A 25,661-nucleotide genomic window follows, 5' to 3' on the forward strand; every position below is an offset into this window, starting at 1 on the left:
GCCCGGCGCGACGGGGCGGACGTCGCCGGTTGGGAGCTAGGGCGTGTTGCGGAAGTAGCGCCGTCCGCCCTCAGGGCGTCGCGGGCCAGGCGGGACTTTCGCGACACGCCCTACATCTCGGTGGCGAGCCGCAAGAGGCTTTCGGCGTCCATGTCGTCGAGTGAGTCCTCGCCTTCGGCGGCCGGGGCGGTCGCCTCGGCGGCGTCGGCGGTGGCGAGTTTGAGCACCATGTCGAGAAGTCCCGCTTTACGGAGTCGGCTGATGGGAACGGAGGCGAGGGCGTCGCGGATCTCCGCGTCGGGATCGTCGGCGCGGTGCTCGTCGGTCCGCCCGGGGGCGGTGCCGAAGAGCAGCGAGCCGATGTGCTGGGCGAGGGCGGCCGGGGTCGGGTGATCGAAGACCAGGGCCGCCGGCAGCGGCAGGCCCAGGGCCGTCCGCAGCCGGTTGCGCAGTTCGACCGCGGTGACGGAGTCGAAGCCGACGTCGCGGAAGGCGCGGGTGGCGGGGATGGCGTCGGCCGCGTCGTGGCCGAGCGTCGCGGACGCCTCCGCGCGTACCGCTTCGAGCAGCGCGCGGTCGCGTTCGGCCGTCGGCAGGGTGTCGAGCCGCTGCCTGAGCGGCGGGACGGCCGGTCCGCCGTCGCCGGCGGGCAGTTCGTCGGAGGCCAGCGCCCTGCCCGCCTCCGGGATCCCGGAGAGCAGCGGGCTGGGCCGGGTCGCGGTGAAGCTGGGCGTGAACCGCTCCCAGTCCATCAGCGTCACGGTGAGCGCCGTGTCGTCGTCCTCCAGCATCCGCTGGAGCGCGGCGAGCGCGAGCGGCGGTTCCATGGGCATGACGCCCTGGCGGCGCAGCCGCTCGTGGACCTCGTCGACCGTGGCCATGCCGACCTCGGCCCAGGTGCCCCAGGCGACGGACGCGGCGGTCAGGCCCTCGGCCCTGCGGTGCTCGGCGAGGGCGTCGAGGAACGCGTTGGCCGCCGCGTAGCCGGGCTGGCCGCCGCTGCCCCAGGTCGCCGCGCCCGAGGAGAACAGGACGAAGGCGTCCAGGTCGAGGCCGCGGGTCAGTTCGTGCAGATGCAGGGCGGCGGTCAGCTTGGACCGCATCAGCGCGTCGAGCTGGTCCAGCGTCAGCGACTCCACGGTGGCGTCGCCGTCGGCCACGCCCGCCGCGTGGAACACGGAGGCGAGCGGGAACTCGTCGGGGATCGCGGCCAGTACGCCGGCCAGCGCGTCGCGGTCGGCGGCGTCGCAGGCGGCGATGGTGACGCGGGCGCCCAGGTCCTCCAGCTCGGCGCGGAGGGCTGCCGCGCCGGGCGCGTCCTCGCCGCGACGGCTGGTCAGCACCACATGCCCGGCGCCGCGTTCGACCATCCAGCGGGCGACCCGGCCGCCGATGCCGCCGGTGCCGCCGGTGATCAGTGCCGTACCCCGGCCGCGCCAGCGGCGCTCGGGGTTGTCGGCGGTGGGCGCCGCGTGCGTCATGCGGCGGCCGTAGACCCCGGACGGGCGGATCGCGATCTGGTCCTCCCCGTCCAGGCCGGCCAGGACGGCGGTCAGCCGGGCCGTGGCGCGCGCGTCCGGCGTCTCGGGGAGGTCGACGAGACCTCCCCAGCGGTCCGGGTGCTCCAGCGCGACCACCCGGCCGAGGCCCCACAGGGCGCCCTGCACGGGCCGGGTGAGCCGGTCGTCCCGGCCCACCGACACGGCGCCCCGGGTGGCGCACCACAGCGGGGCGCGCAGCCCGGCGTCGCCCAGTGCCTGGACGAGGGTGAGTGTCAGAGCCAGCCCCGCGGGTACGGAGGCGTGGTCCGGGTGGCGCTCCTCGACGGGCGCAAGCAGGGACAGTACGCCGGTGAACTCCGGTCCCTCGGCGGTCAGTTCGGCGAGCCGCTTGGCCCAGGCCGCGCGGTCGGTGCCGCTCCCGGCCCCGCCCTCCGCCTCGAACCGGACCGTGTCCGGGCCGAGCGCGGCCAGTACGGCGGAGATCCAGGCGTCGTCGGCGTGGCCGGCCGGGACCACCGCGAGCCAGCGGCCCGTGGGGGCGGTGGCGCCCGGTTCGTTCAGCCGGGTCCAGTCGACGCGGTAGCGCCAGGCGTTGACGGCGGAGCGCTCACGCGACTTGGCCCGCCACGCCGACAGCGTGGGCAGTACGGCGCCGAGCGAGGAGCGCGCGCCGTTGGCGCCGACGCCGAGTTCGTCGGCCAGCGACTCCAGGTCCTCGCTCTCGACGAGATCCCAGAACGCCGCGTCCGCGTCCGTGCCACCGCCGCCGATGCCGGTCCCGACGACGGGCCGGGGCTCCGGCCAGTACCGGCGGCGCTGGAAGGCGTACGTGGGCAGCTCGACCGGGACGGCCCCGTCGGCGGGGAACGCCGCGCGCCAGTCCACCGCCGTACCGTGCGTGTGCGCCTCGGCGAGGGAGGCCAGGAAGCGCCTGAGGTCGCCCTCGTCCCGGCGCAGGGTGCCGAGCACCACCGCGGAGTCGGCGACGGCCTCCGCCACGGTCTCCTGGGTCTCCTGGATGGGGGCGGCCAGCACCGGGTGCGGGCTCATCTCGATGAAGACGCGGTGCCCGTCGGCCAGCAGCGCCCGGGTCGCCTCCTCCATCCGTACGGTCCTGCGCAGGTTCGTGTACCAGTACTCGCCGTCGAACGCGGCTTCCGTCAGCCGGGCGCCGGTCACCGTCGAGTAGAACGGCACGCGCGGGGCCTCGGAGCGGACCGGTGCGAGCACGCGGGACAGCTCGTCGCGTACGGCCTCGACGTGCGCGCCGTGCGAGGCGTAGTCCACCGACACCTTGCGGGCGCGCACGCCCTGCTCTTCGCAGGCGGCGAGCAGTTCGTCCAGCGCCCCGGCGTCGCCGGAGACGATGACCGAGGAGGGGCCGTTGACGGCCGCGACCGAGAGCTGTTCGCCCCACGGTTCCAGCAGCGCGGTCACCCGCTCGACGGGCGCGGCCACCGACATCATGCCGCCGAGGCCGGAGAGCCGGGGCAGCGCCTGGCTGCGCAGGGCCACGACGGCGGCGGCGTCCTCCAGGGTCAGCGCGCCCGCCACATGGGCGGCGGCGATCTCGCCCTGCGAGTGGCCGACGACCGCCGAGGGCTCGACTCCGTACGAGCGCCAGAGCGCGGTGAGGGCGACCATCATCGAGAACAGCGCGGGCTGGACGACATCCACGCGTTCGAGCAGCGCGGGGTCTCCGTCACCGGCCAGGACGTCGTGCAGTGACCAGTCGATGTACGGGGCGAGCGCGTCGGCGCAGGCGTCCACGGCCTCCCGGAACACCTCGGAGTGCGTGAGCAGTTCACGGCCCATGCCCCACCACTGGGAGCCCTGGCCCGGGAAGACGAACACGGGTCCGGTCGAGCCCTCGCCCACGGTGCCGTGGACGACGCCCGCCGCGCTCCGCTCGGTGGACAGCGCTTCGAGGGAGCGCAGGAAGTCGCTCCGGGTGCGGCCGAGCAGCACCGCGCGGTGGGTGAAGGCGGAGCGGGTGGTCGCCAGCGACCAGCCCACCCGGGTGGGCGAGAGGCCGGGGTCGGCGTCGGCGAGGGCGAGCAGCCGGGCGGCCTGGTCGCGCAGCGCCGCCTCGGACTTGGCCGAGACGAGCCAGGGCACGACGCGCTCGTCCTCGGCTCCGGTCGAATCGCCGGACGCCGAAGCCTCGTCAGCCGTTACGGCCTCGGCCGGCGGCGCCTGTTCCAGGATCAGATGCGCGTTGGTGCCGCTGATCCCGAAGGACGACACGCCCGCGCGCCGCGGCCGGTCGGCGTCCGGCCACGCGGTCTGCTCGGTCAGCAGCTCCACAGCGCCGGAGGACCAGTCGACATGCGACGACGGGATGTCGGCGTGCAGCGTCCCGGGGAGGACGCCCTCGCGCATGGCCATCACCATCTTGAGGACACCGGCGACTCCGGCGGCGGCCTGCGTGTGACCGATGTTCGACTTGAGCGAGCCGAGCCACAGCGGACGCTCGGGGTCGCGCTCCTGGCCGTAGGTGGCCAGCAGCGCCTGCGCCTCGATCGGGTCACCGAGCTTCGTCCCCGTACCGTGCGCCTCCACCGCGTCGACCTCGGCGCCGGTCAGTCCGGCGTTGGCGAGTGCCTGGCGGATGACGCGCTGCTGGGAGGGGCCGTTGGGGGCGGTGAGCCCGTTGGAGGCGCCGTCCTGGTTGATCGCGGAGCCGCGTACGACCGCGAGGACACGGTGGCCGTTGCGCCGGGCATCCGACAGCCGCTCCATCAGGACGACACCGACGCCCTCCGCCAGGGTCATACCGTCGGCGGCCTCGGAGAACGGCTTGCAGCGGCCGTCGAGCGCGAGCGCCCGCTGCCTGCTGAAGCCCACGAAGGCGTGGGGGGTGGCCATCACGGCCGCGCCGCCGGCCAGCGCGAGGGAGCTCTCGCCGCTGCGCAGCGACTGGCAGGCCAGATGGATCGCGACGAGCGAGGACGAGCAGGCGGTGTCGACGGTGACGGCCGGGCCCTCGAACCCGTACAGATAGGACACCCGGCCGGACAGCACGCTGGCCGCCGTGCCGGTGACCATGTGTACCTCGGAGCCCTCGGTGCCGTTCTGCACGCTGGTCGAGTAGTCCTGGTAGCTGGCGCCGATGAAGGTGCCGGCGGCGCTGCCGCGCAGCGACTCCAGGTCGATCCCGGCGCGCTCGAAGGCCTCCCAGGAGGTCTCCAGCAGCAGGCGCTGCTGGGGGTCCATCGACACGGCCTCACGCGGGGAGATGCCGAAGAAGCCGGGGTCGAACTCCGCCGCCTCGTGCAGGAATCCGCCCTGGGTGGAGTAGGTCCTGCCCTGCCGGTCGGGGTCGGGGTCGTAGAGCCCCTGGGCGTCCCAGCCGCGGTCGGCGGGGAACTCGGAGATCACGTCCGCGCCGTCCAGCGCGAGCCGGATCAGCTCCTCCGGCGATCCCGCGCCGCCGGGGTAGCGGCAGCTCATGCCGATGATGGCGATGGGGTCGTCGTCCGTGCCGGCTCCCCCGGCTCCGGCGGAGGCGGTGCGCGCCGCCACGGCCGTCTCCTGGCCGCCGCCGAGGGCGGAGGACTTCAGGAAGCCCGCGAGCGCGACCGCGTTCGGGTAGTCGAAGACCATGGTCGACGGCAGGGTGAGTCCGGTGGCCGCGACGATGCGGTTGCGCAGATCCACGGCGGTGACCGAGTCGAAGCCGATGTCGCGGAAGGCGCGCCGCTCGGGGAAGGACTCGGCGGAGGCGTGGCCCAGGACGGCGGCGGCTTCCGCACGGACCAGGGTGAGCAGCAGTCGTTCCTGCTCGGGGCCCGGCAGATCGTGCAGCCGCGCCGCGAGATCGCTCATCTCCGGCCGTCCGCCGGTCTGTTCGGCGTTCCGGGTGAGCTGACGGGCGACCTCGGGCACCTCGTCGAAGAGACGGGTGGGACGGCCGGCGGTGAAGACCGGGTAGTACGTGTCCCAGTCGATGTCCGTGAGCCCGATGACGGTCTCGTCGTCGTCCAGGACCGTGCCCAGCCCGCTCAGCGCCAACTGCGGGTCCAGATATTCGAGACCGCTGCGGCGGATGTGGTGCGGGTCGGCCAGCTCGCGCTCGATGTCGTCGGGCCACTTGCCCCAGTGCACCGAGGTGGTACGCAGACCACGGGCGCGGCGGCTGACGGCGAGCGCGGAGAGATAGGCGTTGCCCGCGACATAGGCCGCGTGGTGCCCGCTCCCCCACATGCCGGCGGTGGACGAGTAGAGGACGAAGTCGTCGAGTTCCTCGTCGTCGAGCAGTTCGTCCAGGTGCTGGGCGCCGGTGACCTTGGCGTGCACGACATCGGAGAAGGACTCCATCGTCGTCTCGGCCAGGGTGTACAGCTCGATGACGGCGGCGGTGTGGATGACCGTGCGTACGGTACGGCCCTCGGCCTTGAGGTCCGCGAGCAGCGCGGCGACGGCGTCGCGGTCGGTCACATCGCAGGCGACGGCGGCGGCTTCGGTGCCCGACGCGGCCAGTTCCGCGACCAGTTCGGCCGCGCCGGGGGCGTCGATGCCCCGGCGGCTGGCGAGCACCACATGCTCCGCGCCCCGGTCCGCGAGCCAGCGGGCGAGATCGGGGGCGAGGGTGCCCGAGCCGCCGGTGACCAGTGTCGTACCGCGTGGCGTCCAGGTGCGGGACGGGCCCTGTCCGCCGGCCCCGGCGCGGACGATACGGCGGGTGAAGACACCGGAGGGGCGGACGGCGAGCTGGTCCTCGTCGCCCAGCGCGCCCGCGAGGGCGGAGACCACACGCCCGGCCGCGCGCTGGTCCAGAATCGGCGGCAGATCGATGACGCCGCCCCACCGCCGGGGGTGTTCCAGTGCGGCGGTCCAGCCGACACCGGCGACCTGGGCCTGCACCGGGTGCGTGAGCGCGTCGGAGCGGCCGGTGGAGACCGCGCCCCGGGTGAGGAACCAGAGGGGGGCGTTCACCTCGGCGTCGCCGAGTGCCTGGACGAGCGAGACGGTCAGCGCGAGTCCGAGGGTGAGGCCCGGGTAGCGCTCGCCGCGCTCCTCGGCGGCGGCGAGCGTGGAGACGATCCCGGTGAACTCGCCGATTCCGGCCAGCCGTTCGGCGAGTACGGCGCGGTCCACGTACGACTCGTCCAGGACCAGCCGGGTCACCTCGGCGCCCGCGCCCTCCAGCAGGCCGACGGTCTCGCTGTCGTCGGTGCCGGCGGCTGAGACGACGAGCCAGCTGCCCGTCAGCGATCGCTGCGGGGCGGTACTCACCGGCGACCAGGTCACCCGGTAGCGCCAGGAGTCGACGGTGGAGCGGTCGTTGCGGGACCTGCGCCAGGAGGAGAGCGCCGGCAGCACGGCGGCCACGGAGTTCTCGTCCGTACGCAGCGCCGAGGTCAGCGCGGAGAGGTCTTCCCGCTCCACGGCCGCCCAGAACTCCGCGTCCAGCGGGTCGATGGCGTCGACGCGGTCGAGCACGGCGGGGATGTTCCAGAAGCGCTCGTGCTGGAAGGCGTAGGTGGGCAGATCGACCCGGCGGACGTCCGTGCCCGCGAAGAGTCCGGCCCAGTCGACCTCGACCCCGCGGACGAAGACCTCGGAGGCGGAGAGCAGGAAGCGCGAGAGCCCGCCCCGGTCGCGTCGCAACGTGCCGGTGGCGACGGCCGGTTCGCCGTACGCCTCGGTCATGTCCTGTACGGACATGGTCAGTACGGGGTGCGAGCTGACCTCGATGAAGACGCGGTGTTCGTCGGCCAGCAGATCGCCGACCGCTTCCGCGAACCGCACTCTCTGCCGCAGATTGCGGAACCAGTACCCCGCGTCCATCCGCTCGGTGTCCAGCCAGTCACCGGTCACCGTGGAGAAGAAGGGGACGTCGGAGACGCGCGGGGTGACCGGCGCCAGGACTTCCAGGAGTTCGTCGTGCAGATTCTCCACCTGCGCGGAGTGCGAGGCGTAGTCCACGGCGACCCGGCGGACCCGTACCTCCTGGGCCGTCAGCTCGGCCGACAGCTCGTCCAGCGCCTCCGGCTCACCCGAAACGACCACCGAGCGCGGCCCGTTGACGGCGGCCACCGACACCCGGCCCGACCAGGCCTCCAGCCGGCTCTCCACCTCGTCGGGCGGCAGCGGGACGGACATCATCCCGCCATGGCCGGCCAGCGTGCGGCCGATCGCCTGGCTGCGCAGCGCGACCACCCGCGCGCCGTCCTCCAGCGAGAGCGCACCGGCGACCACGGCCGCCGCGATCTCGCCCTGCGAGTGGCCCACGACCGCCGCGGGCTCCACACCGTGGGAGCGCCAGAGGGCGGCGAGGGAGACCATCACGGCGAAGGACGCGGGCTGCACCACATCGACCCGCTCCAGCGACGGGGCGTCCGGCGCCCCGCGCAGCACGTCCTCCAGCGACCAGTCCACGAACTCGCCCAGAGCGGCGGCGCATTCCGCGACGCGCTCGGCGAATACCCGTGACTCCGCGAGCAGTTGGGCGCCCATCCCGGCCCATTGCGAACCCTGCCCGGGGAAGACGAAGACCGTCTTGCCCTCGACATCGGCCATGCCCGTGACGAGATCCGTCCAGGACTGGCCGGTCCCCAGCGCCCGTGCTCCGGCGAGGAGTTCGTCGCGGTCCGCGCCGACGACGACCGCGCGGTTCTCGAAGACCGAGCGCGACGAGAGAAGGGAGTGGCCGACATCGGCGGGCCGCACCGACGGGTCGGTCTCCAGCCGGGCCACGAGCGCGCTCGCCTGGTCACGTACCGCCGCCTCACCGCGCCCGGACACGACCCAGGGCACAGCGGGGCCCGCGAACGGCGCCGGGGCGTCCGCTTCGTCCTCGGCCTCCGCCGGGACCGGAGCCTGCTCCAGCAAGGCGTGCGCGTTGGTGCCGCTGATACCGAACGACGACACCGCGCACCGGCGCGGCCGTCCCGTCTCCGGCCACTCCACGGCCTCCGTCAGCAGCCGTACCGCGCCGGAGGACCAGTCGACATGCGACGAGGGGGTCTCGGCGTGGAGTGTTCTGGGCAGCACGCCGTTGCGCAGCGCCATCACCATCTTGATGACGCCCGCGACCCCGGCGGCGGCCTGCGTGTGACCGATGTTCGACTTGAGCGAGCCGAGCCACAGCGGACGCTCGGGGTCCCGGTCCTGGCCGTAGGTGGCCAGCAGCGCCTGCGCCTCGATCGGGTCACCGAGCCTAGTACCCGTGCCGTGCGCCTCCACCGCGTCCACGTCGGACGGGGACAGCCCCGCACTGGTGAGGACCTGACGGACCACCCGTTCCTGGGAGGGGCCGTTGGGGGCGGTCAGCCCGTTGGACGCGCCGTCCTGGTTGACCGCGGAGCCGCGCAGCACGGCGAGGACCTGGTGCCCGTTGCGCAGGGCGTCCGAGAGGCGTTCCGCGACGAGTACGCCGACGCCCTCGCCCCAGCCCGTCCCGTCCGCGCCGTCGGAGAATGCCTTGCACCGTCCGTCGGGGGCCAGTCCGCCCTGCTTGCTGAACTCCACGAAGACCGAGGGCTCCGTGAGTACGGTGACGCCGCCGATGACGGCGAGCGAGGACTCTCCGTTGCGCAGCGACTGCGCCGCCACGTGCAGGGCGACGAGCGAGGACGAGCAGGCGGTGTCGACCGTGATGGCGGGACCTTCGAGGCCCAGGGTGTAGGCGAGCCGTCCCGACAGCACACTGGCGGCGGTGCCGGTCAGCGCGTGTCCCTGGAGTTCACCGGCCGCGGCGGCCGAGGGCGCTCCCCAGTGGTAGGCGCCCACGAACACGCCTGCCTGGCTGCCGCGCAGCGCGGTCGGGGCGATCCCGGCCCGCTCCAGGGCCTCCCAGGTCACCTCCAGCAGCAGCCGCTGCTGGGGGTCCATGGCGATCGCCTCGCGCGGGGAGATACCGAAGAAGCCCGCGTCGAATTCGGCCGCCTCGTAGAGAAAGCCGCCTTCGTGGGTGGCACTGCTTCCTTCGCCGGTCCCGGTGAGCTGGTCGATATTCCAGCCGCGGTCGGCGGGGAATCCCGATATGGCGTCGCCACCGGACTCGACGAGTTCCCACAGGGCTTCCGGGGAACGTACGCCTCCCGGCAGCCGGCAGCTCATTCCGACAAGGGCGATGGGCTCGTTGTTCTTGAGCTCCAGTTCGCCGATGCGCTGCCGCGCGCGGCGGAGATCGGAAGTAACCCGCCTCAAGTAGTCGACGACTTTGTCCTGCTGATCTTCTGGCACCGGTCCGTCCTCATCATCGGGTCGCGAACGAAAGCAACAATTCTCTATGTGGTTTCGAACTCTTCATCGATGATGTCGAGCAGTCTGTCGACCGACACCGTCTCGATGTCCTCGCCGGGAGTGCGCAGTGCGGAGGGCGTGGATTGTCGAAGGGTGGAGATGATTTTCTCCAGGCGGTCAGCGATCACCTGGCGTTCAAAACCGTCCGACGACACCGAGTGGATGACGGCCTCGAACCTGGTGAGTTCGTCGTCCGCCGATCCCGTCGCCGGGGCGGCGGGTGCGGTGAGGATCGCCGCGAGATGGTCGGCGATCCGTACGGGCGTCGGGAAGTTGAAGACGAGCGTGCTGGGCAGCGCCCGGCCGGTGAGTACGCCGAGCCGGTCGCAGAGTTCGACGCCCGCGAGCGAGTCGAAGCCCATTTCCTTGAAGGCGTGCCGGGCGCCGATGGCGTCCGCGCTGCCGTGGCCGAGCACCGCGGCGGCCTCGGTCCGTACGAGGTCGAGCAGATACCGCGTCCGCTTGGCCTCGGGCATCTCTTCCAGCTGCTTGACCAGCGTGGGGACGTCTCCGTCCCGTACGCCCGGCTTGGCGGCCGGCGGCCGGGTGGTGCGGGCTCCGGCGGACTCCGTACGGGCGCCGTTCCGGGGCGCCGCCGGGGCGGGCAGCAACTCCTGTGCGGTCAGCGGGCGTACGCGCAGCGCCTCGACCGTGAGCACCGGGGTCCCGGAGAAGTCGGCGGCCGTCAGCTCCATCACACGGCCGTCGCTCTTGTCACCGCCGTCACCGGCGTCACCGCACGGGGCGAGCCGTACGCGCAGCGCGGAGGCTCCGAAGGCGTGCAGGGACACGCCTCGCCAGCGGTCGGGCAGGCTGCCGTCGTCCGTCATGGCGGCGTGCCGCGCCGCGTCCAGCAGGGCGGGGTGGAGTCCGTACGCCTCCGCGTCGGCCACCTCGGCGGGCAGGGCGATCTCGGCGAAGGTCTCGGCGCCGCGCCGCCATAGCGCCCGCAGGCCCTGGAAGACCGGGCCGTAGTCGAAGCCGTGGTCGGCGAGGCGTTCGTAGTGGTCTTCCAGGTCCACCTGTTCGGCGCCCTCCGGCGGCCAGACGCCCGTGCCGAAGCCGAGGTCCGCGGCGGTGCGCGGCTCGCCGGGGACCGGGGTCAGGACGCCGGCCGCGTGCTGGGTCCAGAGCTCGTGGACGGCGCCTTCCGGCCGGGAGTGGACGGTGACGGTGCGCCAGCCGATGCCGTCCGCCGTGCTGAGGCGTACTTGCAGCCGTACGGAGCCGTGCTCGGGCAGGACGAGCGGTTCGGTGAGGGTCAGTTCCTCTATCCGGTCGCAGCCCGCCTCGTCGCCGGCCCGGATCGCCAGCTCCAGCAGGGCGGTTCCCGGCAGGGTGATCCGTCCGGCGATCGCGTGCTGGGCCAGCCAGGGGTGGGTGCGGGTGGAGAGCCGGCCGGTGAACACCAGGCCCTCGCCGCCGGCGAGTTCCAGGGTGACGCCGAGCAGGGGGTGTCCGGTGGCGCCCGCGCCACCGTTGCCCGCGCCGGCCGACGGCGGGGCGGGCCAGAAGCGCTCGTGCTGGAAGGCGTAGGTCGGCAGATCGACGCGCCGGGCGGCCGTGTCCGCGTAGAAGGCCCGCCAGTCGACCGGGACTCCCGCGGTGTGCAGCTGGCCCAGCGTGGCGACCAGGGCTGCTTCCTCCGTACGGTCCTTGCGCAGCGCGGGTACGACGGTCATGCGCCGGGCGGCCTCGCCGAGGCTGTCCTTGGCCATCGCGGAGAGCACGCTTCCGGGGCCCAGTTCGAGCAGGACGTCCACGTTCTCGTCGCGCAGTGCCGTGACGCCGTCGGAGAAGCGCACGGCCTGGCGTACGTGCCGCACCCAGTAGTCGGGGGTGGCCGGCCGCGCGCCGGCCAGGTCGCCGGTGAGGTTCGAGACGACGGGCACGGCCGGCTCATGGAAGGTGAGCGATTCCACGACGCGCCGGAAGTCCGCGAGCATCGGGTCCATCAGCGGGGAGTGGAAAGCGTGCGACACCGACAGGCGGTTCGTCTTGCGGCCCTGTCCGGTGAAGTGCGCGGCGATCTCCAGGACCGCGCTCTCCTCGCCCGCGACGACCACGGACGCGGGCCCGTTGACGGCGGCGATGGAGACCTGGTCCGCGCGGCCCGCGAGCAGCGGAAGGATCTCGTCCTCGGCGGCCTGTACGGCGACCATCGCGCCGCCCGTGGGCAGCTCCTGCATCAGGGCGGCGCGCGCGGCGACCAGCCGGCAGGCGTCGGCCAGCGAGAACACGCCCGCGACATGGGCCGCCGCGATCTCGCCGATCGAGTGGCCGCCGACCACGGCGGGGCGTACCCCCAGGGACTCCACCAGCCGGAACAGCGCCGTCTCGATGGCGAACAGCGCGGGCTGGGTCCAGCCGGTGAGGTTCAGCGTCTCCGGGTCGCCGCCCCACATCACCTCACGCAGCGGCCGGCCGAGATGTCCGTCCAGCTCGGTCAGCACCTCGTCGAGGGCGCGGGCGAAGACCGGGAAGCGCGCGTACAGTTCGCGCCCCATGCCCAGGCGCTGGCTGCCCTGGCCGGGGAAGAGGATCGCGGTGGTGCCGTCGCCCGCCTCGCCGCGGGCGGCTTCGGTGATGTCCCGGCCGTTCGCGAGCAGTACGGCGCGGTGCCGCAGCGCGGCCCGGCCGGTCGCCAGGGAGTAGCCGATGTCGACCGGCGCGAGGCCGGGGGCGCCGGCCACGAAGTCCGTGAGCCGGGCCAGTTGGTCCTGCAGCGCGGCTTCGGTCCTGGCCGAGACGGGCCAGGGCACCACGGCGGGCGTGGTGGCCGGTACGGGAGCGGCCGGGGCCGGTTCGCCCGTGTCCGGGGCCTGTTCGACGATCAGATGCGCGTTGGTGCCGCTGATACCGAAGGACGACACGCCCGCGCGCCGGGGCCGGCCGTCGGCGTGCCACGGGACCGGCTCGGTCAGCAGCTCGATGGCGCCGCCCGACCAGTCCACATGGGAGGTCCGCTTGTTCACATGCAGGGTGCGCGGCATCAGCCCGTGCCGCAGGGCCATCACGGTCTTGATGAAGCCCGCGACCCCGGCCGCCGCCTGGGCGTGCCCGATGTTCGACTTGAGGGAGCCGAGCCGCAGCGGGCTCCCGGAGGTACGGTCGCGTCCGTAGGTGGCGAGCAGCGCCTGCGCCTCGATCGGGTCACCCAGCTTCGTACCGGTGCCGTGTGCCTCGACCAGATCGATATCGGCTCCGGTGAGGCCCGCGTCGGCCAGCGCCTGACGGATCACGTTCTCCTGCGCCCGGCCGCTCGGGGAGGTCAGACCGTTGGAGGCGCCGTCCTGGTTGGTGGCGCTGCCGCGGATGACGGCGAGTACGGAGTGGCCATGGGCGCGGGCGTCGGAGAGGCGTTCCAGTACGACGATGCCGACGCCCTCGGCCCAGGCGGTGCCGTCGGCGTCGTCGGAGAACACCTTGCAGCGCCCGTCGGGGGCCAGCCCGCCCTGGCGGGAGTAGCCGACGAACCCCACGGGGGTGGACATCACGGTGACGCCCCCGGCCAGCGCCATCGAGCACTCCCCCGCGCGCAGCGAGCGCGCCGCCCAGTGCAGGGCGACCAGCGAGGAGGACGACGCGGTGTCGACGGTGACCGCCGGTCCTTCGAGACCGAGGGTGTAGGCGAGCCGGCCGGACGCGACGCTGGGCGAGAGTCCGGTCATGGCGTGGCCCGCCAGGTCTTCCCCGGACTGCTGGGTGACGGTGGCGTAGTCCTGCCCGTTGGTGCCGACGAACACGCCGGTGCGGCTGCCGTTCAGCGCGTAGGGGTCGATCCCGGCCCGTTCGACGGCCTCCCAGGAGGTTTCGAGCACCAGCCGCTGCTGCGGGTCCGTGGACACCGCCTCGCGGGGTGACATGCCGAAGAATCCGGCGTCGAAGTCCGCCGCGTCGTGCAGGAATCCGCCGTGGCGGGTCACACTGCGGCCCGGTCCTTCACCGGCCAGCGCGTCCAGGTCCCAGCCGCGGTCCGCCGGGAAGCCGGAGATCGCGTCACGGCCCGTCAGGACCAGCTCCCACAGCTCCTCGGGGGAGCGCACTCCTCCCGGATAGCGGCATGCCATCCCGACGACCACTACCGGGTCTTCGTCGGCTCCGATCGTCATGACGTTGCACACCCCTAGGGAAAGTCGGGCCTCGGACACCTCTCCGTGCCGGATCGTATGGGCGCCAACGCTGTACTTTTCCCTAAGGAATTCAGCGGCCCCCGGCGGAAGACTAGGGATTCTCCGGAGCGTGGTGTGAGACCAAGTAACTGTTCCGCTTCATCGCGCGGCGCGGCCACCCGGCGACCGGCCGTGTGGGTACCTGTGGCACCGATCGCTCCGGCTGCCACTTCCGAAGGGTGTTGTCCATGGGCTCGATTCGGCGGCCGATCCTGTTCGTCAGTTATGCCGAAAGCGGTCTTCTCAACCCGCTGCTCGTACTGGCGGAGGAATTGTCCCGTCGCGGGGTGGAGGATCTGTGGTTCGCGACCGACGAAAAGGGGCGCTCCGATATCGGGGCGGCCAAAGTGGGAACGCCCGTGGAGTTCGCGTCACTGGGTGATGTGGTGTCGCAGATGTCGGCCGTCACCTGGGACGACGAGACCTATCGGGAGGTGACCCAGCGTTCGCGGTTCAAGGCGCATCGCGCGGTCATCAAGCATTCCTTCGCGCCGGAGTCGCGGGTGGAGAAATACAAGCGCCTCGAAGCCATTGTCGACGAGGTGAAGCCGGCGCTGATGGTGATCGAGTCGATGTGCCAGCACGGGTACGAGGTGGCCATCACGAAGAAGATTCCGTTCGTGCTGGGCGTGCCGTTCGTGCCCAGCAATGTGCTCACCTCGCATGTGCCGTTCGCCAAGTCGTACACCCCGGGCGGCTTCCCGGTGCCGCACTCCGGGCTGCCGCTGGACATGACGTTCGCGCAGCGGGTGCAGAACCAGCTCTTCCGGCTGCGGACGCTGGGGATGTTCATGACGTCCTCGATGCGCAAGGTGGTCGAGGAGGACAACCGGATCCGCACGGAGCTGGGGATCGCGCCCGAGGCGCGCCAGATGATGGCCAGGATCGACCATGCCGAGATGGTGCTCTGCTACTCGGTGCCCGAGTTGGACTATCCGTTCCCGATGCCGGAGAAGATGCGGCTGGTCGGCGCGATGGTGCCGCCGCTGCCGCAGGCCCCGGACGACGACGGGCTCTCCGAGTGGCTCGACGCCCAGGAGTCCGTGGTCTACATGGGGTTCGGCACGATCACCCGGCTGACCCGGGAACAGGTCGGCGCGCTGGTGGATGTGACACGGCGACTGGCGGGCAAGCACGCGGTCCTGTGGAAACTCCCCAAGGAGCAGCAGGAGTTGCTGCCTCCCCAGAACGAACTGCCGGACAATCTGCGGATCGAGAACTGGGTCCCGTCCCAGCTCGATGTGCTGGCCCATCCGAACGTCAAGGTGTTCTTCACCCACGCCGGCGGCAACGGCTACCACGAGGGGCTGTACTTCGGTAAGCCGCTGGTGGTGCGTCCGCTCTGGGTCGACTGCGACGACCAGGCCATCCGCGGCCAGGACTTCGGGGTCAGCCTGACCCTCGACCGTCCGGAGACCGTCGATCCGGACGACGTGTTCGACAAGCTCACCAGGGTGCTTGAGGACAGCGCGTTCCGTGAGCGCGCCGAGCACTTCGCGGAGCTGCTGCGCGCCGCGGGCGGGCGCGCCGCCGCCGCGGATCTGCTTCTGGGCCTTCCGGCCCTCACCGACCCGGCTTCCGCCACCGACTGATCGAGGCCTTCCATGTCATACACCCATCCTGTGTCCAAGCCCTGGCTCGGCGGGCGTGAGCTCGAATATGTGACGGAGGCCGTCAGCGACGGCTGGATCTCCTCGCAGGGGCCGTACGTCCGCAAGTTCGAGAGCGAGTTCGCCGACTACAACGGGATCGCGCACGGCGTCGCCTGCTCGTCCGGTACGACGGCGCTCACGCTGGCCCTGCGCGCCCTCGGTGTCGGCCCCGGCGACGAGGTGATCGTCCCCGAGTTCACGATGATCGCGTCGGCGTGGGCGGTGACGTACACCGGTGCCACGCCCGTCTTCGTGGACTGCGGGGACGATCTCAATATCGATGTCTCGCTCATCGAGGAGAAGATCACCCCCCGCACCAAGGTGATCATGCCGGTGCATATCTACGGCCGCCGCTGCGACATGACCGCGATCATGGATCTGGCCCATGAGTACAACCTGCGGGTCGTGGAGGACTCCGCCGAGGCCCACGGCGTGCGGCCGGTGGCCGACATCGCCTGCTTCTCGCTCTTCGCCAACAAGATCATCACCGCCGGTGAGGGCGGTATCTGTCTCACCAATGACCAGCACCTCGCCGATCAGATGGCGCATCTGCGGGCGATGGCCTTCACCAAGGACCACAGCTTCCTGCACAAGAAGCTGGCCTACAACTTCCGTATGACGAGCATGCAGGCGGCCGTCGCCCTGGCGCAGACCGAGCAGCTCGACACGATCCTGGAGACCCGCCGGGAGATCGAGCGGCGGTACGACGAGGGTCTGAGCGGGATCGACGGGATCACGCTGATGCCGCCGCGCGATGTGCTGTGGATGTACGACCTGCGTGCCGAACGCCGGGAGGAGCTGCGGGACTTCCTCGCCGACGAGGGCATCGAGACCCGGCTCTTCTTCAAGCCGATGAGCCGGCAGCCCGGTTACCTCCACCCCGACTGGCCCTCGCTGAAGGCCAGCCGCTTCAGCGAGGACGGCTTCTACCTCCCGACCCACACCGGGCTGACCGCGGAGGACCAGGAGTTCATCACGGGCAAGGTCCGCAAGTTCTACGGCGCCTAAGGGCTGTCCCGGCAATGTTTGCCCGGTCGCGGCACTAGACGTAGGACCTCGTGAGTTCCGATCCCCAGGGGAATTGAGAAGATGACAACTACCGACAGGTGCCCGGTCGCCTTCCCGCTGCGGCGGCCCGGCCAGTCCTTTCCGCCGCCGGAGTACCAGGACTTCCGCAAGCAGGACGGACTGGTGCGCACGACGCTGCCGTCCGGGGTCCATGTGTGGCTCGTGACCCGGCACGAAGACGTACGTACGGTCCTCACCGATCCGCGGATCAGCTCCAACCCCTCGCACCCGGGCTTCCCCCGGGCGGCGAAGACCGGCGGTGTCCCGTCCCAGGACGAGGTGCCCGGCTGGTTCGTGGCGCTGGACCCGCCGGAGCACGGGCGGTTCCGCAAGACGCTGATTCCCGAGTTCACGGTCCGCAAGGTCAGGGAGATGCGGCCGGCCATCCAGCAGATCGTCGACGAGCGGATCGACGCGATGCTCGCGGCGGGCAACACAGCCGATCTGATCGCGGACTTCGCGCTGTCCGTACCGTCCCTGGTGATCTCCAGTCTGCTCGGCGTGCCCAACGCCGACCGGGACTTCTTCGAGACCAAGACCCGGGTGCTGGTGACGCTCACCTCCACGGACGAGCAGCGGCAGGCGGCGTCCATGGCGCTGCTGCGCTATCTCAACCGGCTGATCACCATCAAGCAGAAGCGGCCGGGCGACGATCTGATCAGTCAGCTGCTGGCCGAGGGAACGCTGAGCAAGCAGGAACTGTCCGGCGTCTCGATGCTGCTGCTGATCGCCGGCCACGAGACGACGGCGAACAACATCGGGCTCGGTGTGGTCACACTGCTGTCCAACCCGCGGTGGATCGGCGACGAGCGGGCGGTGGAGGAGCTGCTGCGCTACTACTCGGTCGCCGACCTGGTCGCCTTCCGGGTGGCCGTCGAGGACGTGGAGATCGGCGGCCAGCTCATCAAGGCGGGCGAGGGCATCATCCCGTTGGTCGCCGCGGCCAACCACGACGGGACCGTCTTCGACCGCCCCGACGAGTTCGACCCGAGCAGGTCCGCCCGTTCGCATGTGGCGTTCGGGTACGGCGTGCACCAGTGCCTCGGCCAGAACCTGGTCAGGGTCGAGATGGACATCGCCTACCGGACGCTGTTCGAGCGGATCCCGACACTGGAACTGGCCGTGCCGGTCGAGGAGTTGCCGCTCAAGTACGACGGAGTGCTGTACGGGCTGCACGCCCTGCCCGTCCGGTGGTAGACCGGGCGCAGGTGAGGGAAGACGCACGACCGCAGGTAACCGACGGAGGAATGATGGTTCACATCAGCGTGGACACCGAACGCTGTGTGGGAGCGGGGCAGTGCGTGCTGTCGGCTCCCGATGTCTTCGACCAGGACGACTCCGGGATCGTCCTGGTCCTGGAGGAGCCGGCGGACGAGCCGGGGCGGGAGGCAGCGCGGCAGGCGGGGCTGATCTGCCCGTCCCAGGCGATCACCGTGAAGGAGAGCTGAGCGGCGGCCTCGTCGCTCTCACAACGGGCTCTGCCCCCACCGGTGGTGGGGGCAGAGCCCGTCGCGCCGTCCCGCCGGGACCGGGGCCGTACTACCAGGTGACCGGCAGTTCGGTGAGACCGGCCGAGAGCTGGCCGCCCAGCACCTGAAGCTCCTCGACCGGGAGGCCGAGGCGCAGTCCGGGCAGGCGTGTGAAGAGCAGGGTGTACGCCGTCTTCAGCTGCATCCGGGCCAGCGGGGCGCCGATGCAGTGCCACATCCCGTGACCGAACGTCAGATGCGGGTTGGGCGAGCGGGTGATGTCGAACAGCTCGGGGTCGTCGAAGACCTGGGTGTCGAAGTTGGAGAGGGTGAAGTCGAGCAGGACCAGGTCGCCGAAACCTATGGTGGCCCCGCCGATCTCGACGTCCTCGGTGGCGTACCGCGGCAGCACCGACCCGCCCGCCTTCGCCGCGCGCAGGATCTCCTCCACGGCGCCCGACATCAGCTTCGGGTCCCCCAGCGCCGCGTCGCGCTGCTCAGGGTAGAGGGTGAACAGCACGACGCCGAGGTCGATATGGCTGGCGACGGCCTCCAGGCCGGCGAAGAGCACGCCGGCGGCTATCGGCCCGATGCGCTCGTCCGAGGGCTCGTTCACGCACAGCCGGGAGATCACGTCGTCGCCGGGGTCGGCCCTCTTGCGGCCGGCCAGCTCCACCAGATAGCCGAAGAGGTTCTGCTGTCCGTCCTGCACGGTGTTCGGGTCGTCCAGACCGCCCATACGGGACAGCAGGGTGACGAGCAGACCCCGGTCCTCGGCGGGCACCCCGATGAGTTCACCGAGCACGGACAGTGAGAACGGCAGGGAGAACCCGCCGTGCAGATCGGCGGGCGGCCCCTGGGCGATGAAGCTCTCCAGCAGACCTTCCGCGATGGCCTCGACCTTCGGCATCAGATTGAGCACGCGCCGGGCCGAGAAGTTCGGGGTGAGCATCGCGCGGGTCTCGGTGTGCAGCTTCCGCGCCAGCTCGGCGTCGTCGGTGACGAGCATGTCCAGGAAGGGGTTCTGGACATAGCGCGGGGCGTTCGCCGGGTCGGGGTGCGCGCGGGCCAGCCGCTCGTCACGGAGCAGTTCCTTGAGTTCGGCGTGGCGGGTCACCAGCCATCCCTCGTCGCCGGCGGGGGTGCGCACCTTGCAGACGGGGCTCCGGGTCTGGAGATCGCGCAGCAGCGGGCTCAGCCGCAGCACGGTGGGCGGCACGCCCCTGAGCGACGGCAGCTCGTGGGATGTGGTCATGGGGGGTCTCTCCTCTGGACGGTCGGACGGTAATGGGGCCGGGCGGGGCGGCGTCGTACGATCGCCGCCCCGCCCGGCCCGGGGGTTACGCCTCGCCGGCGGGCAGGCCGCCGAGCCACTCCTCGATCGTCCGCGCCGTCAGCGCGGAGTGCTCCTTGGCGAGGGACAGATGGTTGGCCCGGATCTCACGGATGTCGTCCGCGGGAACGCCCGCGGTGTCGAACAGGAAGCCGTCCAGCGACTCCACGCACCGCACGAGCATCGTCGGCGCGGTGGTGGGCACCGTCTCGATGTCGGTCATCGCCATGAACCAGTGCGCCATCGCGGAGAGCCTGGCGCTGTTGAGCGTCACCGACGGCGAGTCGATGTCGGCGAGGTAGTACCGGGTGGTCCTGTCGAGGTCCTTGCCCTCGCCCGGCTGGTACCGGATGCTCGCGGTGTCCAGCAGGATCACCGCTTCGGGGCGGATGCCCCAGGTCTCCTCCAGCACGCCCGCGGCCAGATAGGCGAGCGAGCCGCCGGTCGAGTGGCCCACCAGCACGAAGGGTTCGCCGTCGCTGGCGTGCAGGGCGCTCTCCGCGACGATACGGGCCGCGGCCTCGCTCGTGGCCGGCAGCAGCTCACCGGGGGCGAACCCCATGAGCGGCAGCGCCGAGACATGCCGCTTGCCGCGGAAGTGCGCCGCGATACGGGCGTACTGATGCACGCCGCCGGTGGCGCCGGGGGCGCTGACGAAGACCAGCCGGGGGCTGCTCGGACCGTCCGCCAGGACGACGGGCGCCGACAGCTCCTCCAGGTCGGCGGGGGTCTCGAAGGTCGGCCGGGTGTTGGCCACGGCCTTCAGCATGCGCATGCCCTCGACCATCTTTCCGGCCTGCACCGCCGCGTAGAACAGACCCTCCAGCGTCTCGTCCGGGTTCTGGGTGCCGCGCGCGACGGCGGGGGCCCCGGCGGTGGTGCTCGGGGTGCCGGGAGCCAACTGCCCGGCCAGCTCCCCGTGGAGCCAGCGGGCGAGCTTCACGGGGGTCGCGTTGTCGAAGACCACCGAGCTCGGCAGCCGCAGCCCCAGCGCCTCGGCGAGCTGGTTGCGCAGCCCGACGGAGACCAGCGAGTCGAACCCCAGCTCCAGGAAGCCGCGTTCGGGGTCGACATCGCTCGGGTCGGGGTGGCCGAGGAGCGCGGCGGAGTAGCCCACCACCAGCTCGATGAGCAGGCTCTCCTGCTCGGCCGGCGCCAGGTGCCGCAGCCGCTCGCGCAGGGTGACCGGCGAGCGGTCGGCCGCGGCGGCGGAGCGGCGGATACGGGGTACCAGCTCGCGCCACAGCGCCGGCAGGGCCTGCTGCTCCTGGAGCCCGGCGACATTGATCCGGGTCGGGACCACCGTGGCCCGGTCCCGGACGAGCGCGGCGTCGAAGAGCGCCAGGCCCTGGTCGATGGCCAGCGGCGGCATGCCGCCCCGGGCCATCCGCTCCAGGTCGGCGGCGCTGACATGGCTGGTCATACCGCTGCCCCGGCCCCAGGGACCCCAGGCGAGGGAGACCGCGGGCAGATCCTGGCTCCTGCGGTGCTGGGCCAGGGCGTCCAGGTAGGCGTTGGCCGCGGCGTAGTTGCCCTGGCCGGGGCCGCCCAGCACACCGGAGACGGAGGAGTACAGCACGAAGGCGGCCAGATCGAGAGCGCGGGTCGCCTCGTGCAGATACCAGGCGGCGTCCACCTTCGGCCGCAGTACGCGCTCCAGCAGCTCCGGCGTCAGCGAGCCGGTGAGCGCGTCGCCCAGCACACCGGCGGTGTGGATGACGGCGGTCAGCGGGCGTTCCTCGGGCACACCGGCGATCAGCGCGGTCACCGACTCCCGGTCGCCCAGGTCGCAGGAGACCACGGAGGCTTCGGCGCCCCGCTCGGCCAGGGCGGCGAGCAGTTCCGGCACGCCCGGGGCGTCCTGGCCGCTCCTGCTGGCCAGCAGGAGATGCCGTACGCCGTGCTCGGCGACCAGATGGCGCGCCAGTTCCTTGCCGAGGCCACCGGTTCCGCCGGTGATCAGTACGGTGCCCTCGGGGTCCCAGGGGCGCGCGGCGCCGCCGGCCGAGGGGGTCTCGTCGTTCTCGGGCAGCCGGGTGAGGCGTCCGGCCCTGACCGTGTGGGAGCGCACGACCAGCTGCTGTTCGTCCAGGCCGAGCAGACCGGGCAGGACCCCCGCGGACAGGAACGCGTCGTCCATGTCGACCAGCAGGAAGCTGCCGGGGTTCTCGGTCTGCGCGGACCGTACCAGGCCCCAGACCGCGGCGGCGGCCACGTCCCTGACCTCCTCGCCGTCGACCGCGATGGCGCCGCGGGTGACGAAGACCAGCCGTGAGCGCGCCAGGACCGGTTCGTTCAGCCACTCCTGGAGCAGGCCGAGCGCGAAGGTGGTGAGGGTGCGCACCGACTCGGGTCCGGCCGCCGCCGGGTCGCCGACCACGGGCACCAGGAAGACATCGGGGGCGACACCGCTGTCGCCGACCGCGCCGGTCAGGGACTCCGCGTACGCGCTGACGGTCTCGTCGGCGCGGTGCATCGCGTATCCCAGGTCGAGTTCGTCGACGCCGACGACCGCCCAGCGGGTGCCGGTGGCGGGCACCGGCTCGGGGACGGGCACCCAGTCGAGCGTGAGGAACGAGCCCTGCTCGGTGCCGCCGGCCGTGGGCGTGGCCCGCCGGGGCTCACCGGAGGGCGGGCCCAGGACCAGCGAATCGACCGAGAGCACCGGAGCGCCGGTCGTGTCGACCGCGCTCAGCGCGACCTCGTCCGGGCCGGTCGCGGAGATCCGTACGCGCAGGGCGGAGGCCGCCGCGGCGTGCAGGGTCAGTCCGTTCCAGGACACCGGGACGGCGGCGGGCGCGCCGTCGGGGTCGAGGCAGCCGGCCGCGCGGGCGGCGGCGTCCAGCAGCGCCGGGTGGATGCCGAACGCGGCGGCGTCCTCGGCCGCCGGGGGCAGCGCCACCTCGGCGTAGACCTCGCCCTCGTGCCGCCAGACGCCCGACAGCCCCTGGAACACGGGCCCGTAGGCGAGCCCGGCGTCGGTGAGCCGTTCGTACAGTCCGTCCAGGGCGACCGGCTTGGCGTCGCGCGGCGGCCATACGGCGGTGTCGAACCCGCCGGTCTCCTCGGCCTGTCCGGCCGGCGCCAGCACACCTCGGGCGTGCGGCGTCCAGCCGTCCGTGTCGCGGTCGGCGGGGCGGGAGTGCACCGTCACGGGCCGGTTTCCCGACTCGTCCGGCGCGCCCACCCGTACCTGCACGGTGACCGCGTCGCGACCGGCCAGTACGAGGGGGGCGGACAGGGTCAGTTCCGCGACGCGGTCGTGGCCCGTCTGGTCACCGGCCCGGATCGCCAGTTCCGCGAAGGCCGCGCCGGGCAGCACGATCCGGCCGGAGATCCGGTGGTCGGCGAGCCAGGGATGCGACTGCGCCGACAGCCTGCCGGTCAGTAGGGTCTCGTCCGACTCGGCGATCGTGACGGCGGCGCCGAGCAGCGGATGCCCGGCGGCCACCAGACCGAGACCCGAGGCGTCGCCGCTGACCGCGCGGACCGTGGGCCAGTACCGCTCGTTCTGGAACGCGTACGTCGGCAGCTCCACCTGGCGCGCGCCCGTGCCGGCGAACAGCCCGTTCCAGTCCACCGCGACACCGCGCGCGTACAGCCCGGCGAGCGCCGTCACGGCCGCGGTCTCCTCGGGCCGGTCCTTGCGCAGGACGGGCAGCGCCGTCACGGCCGGGTCCTGGACGGTTTCCGGTACGAGGGCGGAGAGCACCGCGTCCGGGCCCAGTTCCAGGAAGGTCCGTACGCCTCGCCCGGCGAGCGTGCGCACACCGTCGCCGAACCGCACGGCCTCGCGGACATGGCGCACCCAGTAGCCGGGGTCGGTGAGTTCACCGGCGGTGGCCACCTCGCCGGTCAGGTTCGAGACGACCGGCACGGCCGGCTCCTGGGGGGCCAGGCCCTCCACCACGGCGCGGAACGCGTCGAGCATGGGCTCCATGAGCGGCGAGTGGAACGCGTGACTGACCGCGAGCCGGCTGGTCTTGCGGCCCTCGGCCGCCAGCCGGGCCGCGAGGTCGAGCACCGCGGTCTCGTCGCCCGAGACGACCACCGCGTCGGGCCCGTTGACCGCGGCGACCGAGACCCGGTCGGTGAGCAGCGGCGTGATCTCGTCCTCGGTGGCCCGTACGGCGACCATCGCGCCCCCGGCGGGCAGCTCCCGCATCAGCCGGGCGCGCGCCGCGACCAGCCGGCAGGCGTCCTCCAGCGAGAACACCCCGGCCACGTGCGCGGCCGTGATCTCACCGACGGAGTGCCCCGCCAGGAAGTCCGGCTTGACGCCCCAGGACCGGACCAGCCGGTACAGCGCCACCTCGACGGCGAACAGCGCGGGCTGGGTGAAGCCCGTGTCGTTCAGCGCGTCCGCGTCGTCGCCCCAGATGACCTCGCGCAGCGGACGGTCCAACTCCCCGTCCAGCTGGGCCAGTACGGAGTCCAGGGCCTCGGCGAAGACGGGGAACCGCGCGTACAGCTCCCGGCCCGTCCCGATGCGCTGCGAGCCCTGGCCGGAGAAGAGCACGGCCAGCGCGCCCTTGCCGGAGGCCCCGCGCGCCACCTCGACGGGTGCCCCGTCCTCGGTGTCCGTCGTGGCCAGCAGCACCGCGCGGTGCTCGAACGCGGAGCGGGTCGTGGCGAGCGAGAAGCCGAGGTCGAGCGGGTCGGCGCCGCGCGCGTCCGCGAAGGCGCGAATACGGTCCAGCTGCGCGTCGAGCGCGGCCCCGCCGCGGCCCGACACCGGCCACGGCACGGCCTTCGGCGTGACGACCGGCGCCGGCGCGGGCTCCTCCGCCGCCTCGGCGGGCGGCGCCTGCTCGATGAGCACATGCGCGTTGGTGCCGCTGATACCGAACGACGACACACCGGCGCGGCGTACCCGGTCGCCCTCCGGCCACTCCACCGGCTCGGTCAGCAGCCGTACGTCACCGGCCGTCCAGTCCACGTGCGAGGAGGGCTCGTCCACATGCAGCGTGCGGGGCAGCACGCCATTGCGGAGCGCGAGCACGACCTTCATGACACCCGCGACACCCGCCGCCGCCTGTGTGTGTCCGATGTTCGACTTGACCGTGCCGAGCCACAGCGGGTGCTCGGGCTCGCGGTCCTGGCCGTACGTGGCGAGTAGGGCGCCCGCCTCGATCGGATCGCCCAGGGTGGTTCCCGTACCGTGCGCCTCGACCGCGTCCACCTCGGACGGGGAGAGTCCGGCGCCGGCCAGTGCCTGGCGGATCACCCGTTGCTGGGAAGGGCCGTTGGGCGCGCTCAGACCGTTGGACGCGCCGTCCTGGTTGACCGCGCTGCCGCGCAGCACCGCGAGGACGGGGTGTCCGTTGCGCCGGGCGTCGGACAGCCGTTCCACGACCAGCAGACCGGCGCCCTCGGACCAGGCGGTGCCGTCCGCCGCGTCGGAGAAGGCCTTGCAGCGCCCGTCGGCGGCCAGTCCGCCCTGGACGCTGAACCCGGCGAAGCTGGAGGAGGTCGCCATCACGGTCACCCCGCCGGCCAGCGCCAGCGAGCATTCGCCGTTGCGTACGGCCTGCGCGGCGAGGTGCAGGGTCACCAGCGAGGACGAGCAGGCGGTGTCGAGGGTGACCGCGGGGCCTTCGAGCCCGAGGACGAAGGAGAGCCGGCCCGACATGACGCTCGCCGCGAGGCCGTTGCCCGCGTAGCCGCCCATGTCGTCGCGCGAGGCGAGCACCAGGTGCGCGTAGTCCTGGGAGTTGGTGCCGACGAAGACACCGGTCCTGCTGCCGCGCAGGCCGGCCGGGTCGATGCCGGAGCGCTCGATGGCCTCCCAGGCCACCTCCAGGAGCAGTCGCTGCTGCGGGTCCATGGCCAGCGCCTCGCGCGGCGAGATGTCGAAGAACCCCGGGTCGAACCGCGGCGCGTCGTCGATGAATCCACCCTCCTGGGTGGCGCTGCGGCCCTGTCCGTCACCGGCGAGCACGTCCAGGTCCCAGCCGCGGTCGTCGGGGAATCCGGAGATGGCGCTGCGGCCGTCGGCGAGCAGCTCCCACAGGTCCTCGGGGGACCGGACCCCGCCGGGGAACCTGCATCCCATCCCGACGATCGCCACCGGTTCGTGACGGCCGGATTCGGCCTCTTCGAGTCGTTGGCGGGTCTGGTGCAGATCCGCCGTGACCCACTTCAGGTAATCGACGAGTTTCTTTTCGTCCGGCATCGTCCGTGAACCTTCCTCAGATGTATCGCGTGCGAAG

General features: G+C 72.3%; 6 protein-coding genes and 2 pseudogenes. 4 read left to right on the forward strand and 4 right to left on the reverse strand.

Features of this window, described 5'->3' with window-relative positions; all coding sequences use genetic code 11:
- Window positions 1–110: 110 nt before the first annotated feature.
- Window positions 111–9,695, reverse strand: a complete 9,585-nt coding sequence (locus IF11_RS0134135; RefSeq protein WP_037729285.1) for a type I polyketide synthase — start codon at window positions 9,693–9,695, stop codon at window positions 111–113.
- A gap of 44 nt (window positions 9,696–9,739) precedes the next feature.
- A pseudogene (locus tag IF11_RS0134140) lies at window positions 9,740–13,855 on the reverse strand (type I polyketide synthase); the annotation flags it as partial.
- 260 nt (window positions 13,856–14,115) lie between these two features.
- Between IF11_RS0134140 and IF11_RS0134145 the strand changes: the two are divergent.
- From IF11_RS0134145 to IF11_RS0134160, 4 genes are all read left to right on the forward strand, one after another.
- On the forward strand, window positions 14,116–15,519 hold the full coding sequence (locus tag IF11_RS0134145) for a glycosyltransferase (protein WP_030355688.1): 1,404 nt from the start codon (window positions 14,116–14,118) through the stop codon (window positions 15,517–15,519).
- 12 nt (window positions 15,520–15,531) lie between these two features.
- A complete protein-coding gene (locus tag IF11_RS0134150; RefSeq protein ID WP_030355689.1) occupies window positions 15,532–16,587 on the forward strand; it encodes a DegT/DnrJ/EryC1/StrS family aminotransferase in 1,056 nt (351 codons plus the stop codon).
- 81 nt (window positions 16,588–16,668) lie between these two features.
- Complete coding sequence (locus tag IF11_RS0134155) at window positions 16,669–17,844, forward strand: cytochrome P450 (RefSeq protein ID WP_030355690.1); 1,176 nt, start codon at window positions 16,669–16,671, stop codon at window positions 17,842–17,844.
- Window positions 17,845–17,894: 50 nt separating this feature from the next.
- Window positions 17,895–18,095, forward strand: coding sequence for a ferredoxin (locus IF11_RS0134160; protein ID WP_206300613.1), 201 nt, complete (start codon window positions 17,895–17,897; stop codon window positions 18,093–18,095).
- 91 nt (window positions 18,096–18,186) lie between these two features.
- On the opposite strand, the gene IF11_RS0134165 is transcribed toward IF11_RS0134160, so the two are convergent.
- Both IF11_RS0134165 and IF11_RS0134170 read right to left on the reverse strand, forming a co-directional pair.
- The gene (locus tag IF11_RS0134165; protein ID WP_030355692.1) at window positions 18,187–19,371 is read right to left on the reverse strand and encodes a cytochrome P450; all 1,185 of its coding nucleotides are present in this window, start codon (window positions 19,369–19,371) and stop codon (window positions 18,187–18,189) included.
- Between the two features lie 85 nt (window positions 19,372–19,456).
- A pseudogene (locus IF11_RS0134170) lies at window positions 19,457–25,615 on the reverse strand (type I polyketide synthase); the annotation flags it as partial.
- Window positions 25,616–25,661 lie beyond the last annotated feature (46 nt).

It is taken from the genome of Streptomyces scopuliridis RB72 (assembly GCF_000718095.1).
Taxonomy (GTDB): Bacteria; Actinomycetota; Actinomycetes; order Streptomycetales; family Streptomycetaceae; genus Streptomyces; species Streptomyces scopuliridis.

What these genes read in the sequence shown, in the direction of transcription:
- IF11_RS0134145 (WP_030355688.1), top strand. Translation starts at nt 14,116, where the DNA reads ATGGGCTCGATTCGGCGGCCGATCCTGTTCGTCAGTTATGCCGAAAGC.
- IF11_RS0134150 (WP_030355689.1), top strand. Translation starts at nt 15,532, where the DNA reads ATGTCATACACCCATCCTGTGTCCAAGCCCTGGCTCGGCGGGCGTGAG.
- IF11_RS0134155 (WP_030355690.1), top strand. Translation starts at nt 16,669, where the DNA reads ATGACAACTACCGACAGGTGCCCGGTCGCCTTCCCGCTGCGGCGGCCC.
- IF11_RS0134160 (WP_206300613.1), top strand. Translation starts at nt 17,895, where the DNA reads ATGATGGTTCACATCAGCGTGGACACCGAACGCTGTGTGGGAGCGGGG.
- IF11_RS0134165 (WP_030355692.1), bottom strand. Translation starts at nt 19,371, where the DNA reads ATGACCACATCCCACGAGCTGCCGTCGCTCAGGGGCGTGCCGCCCACC.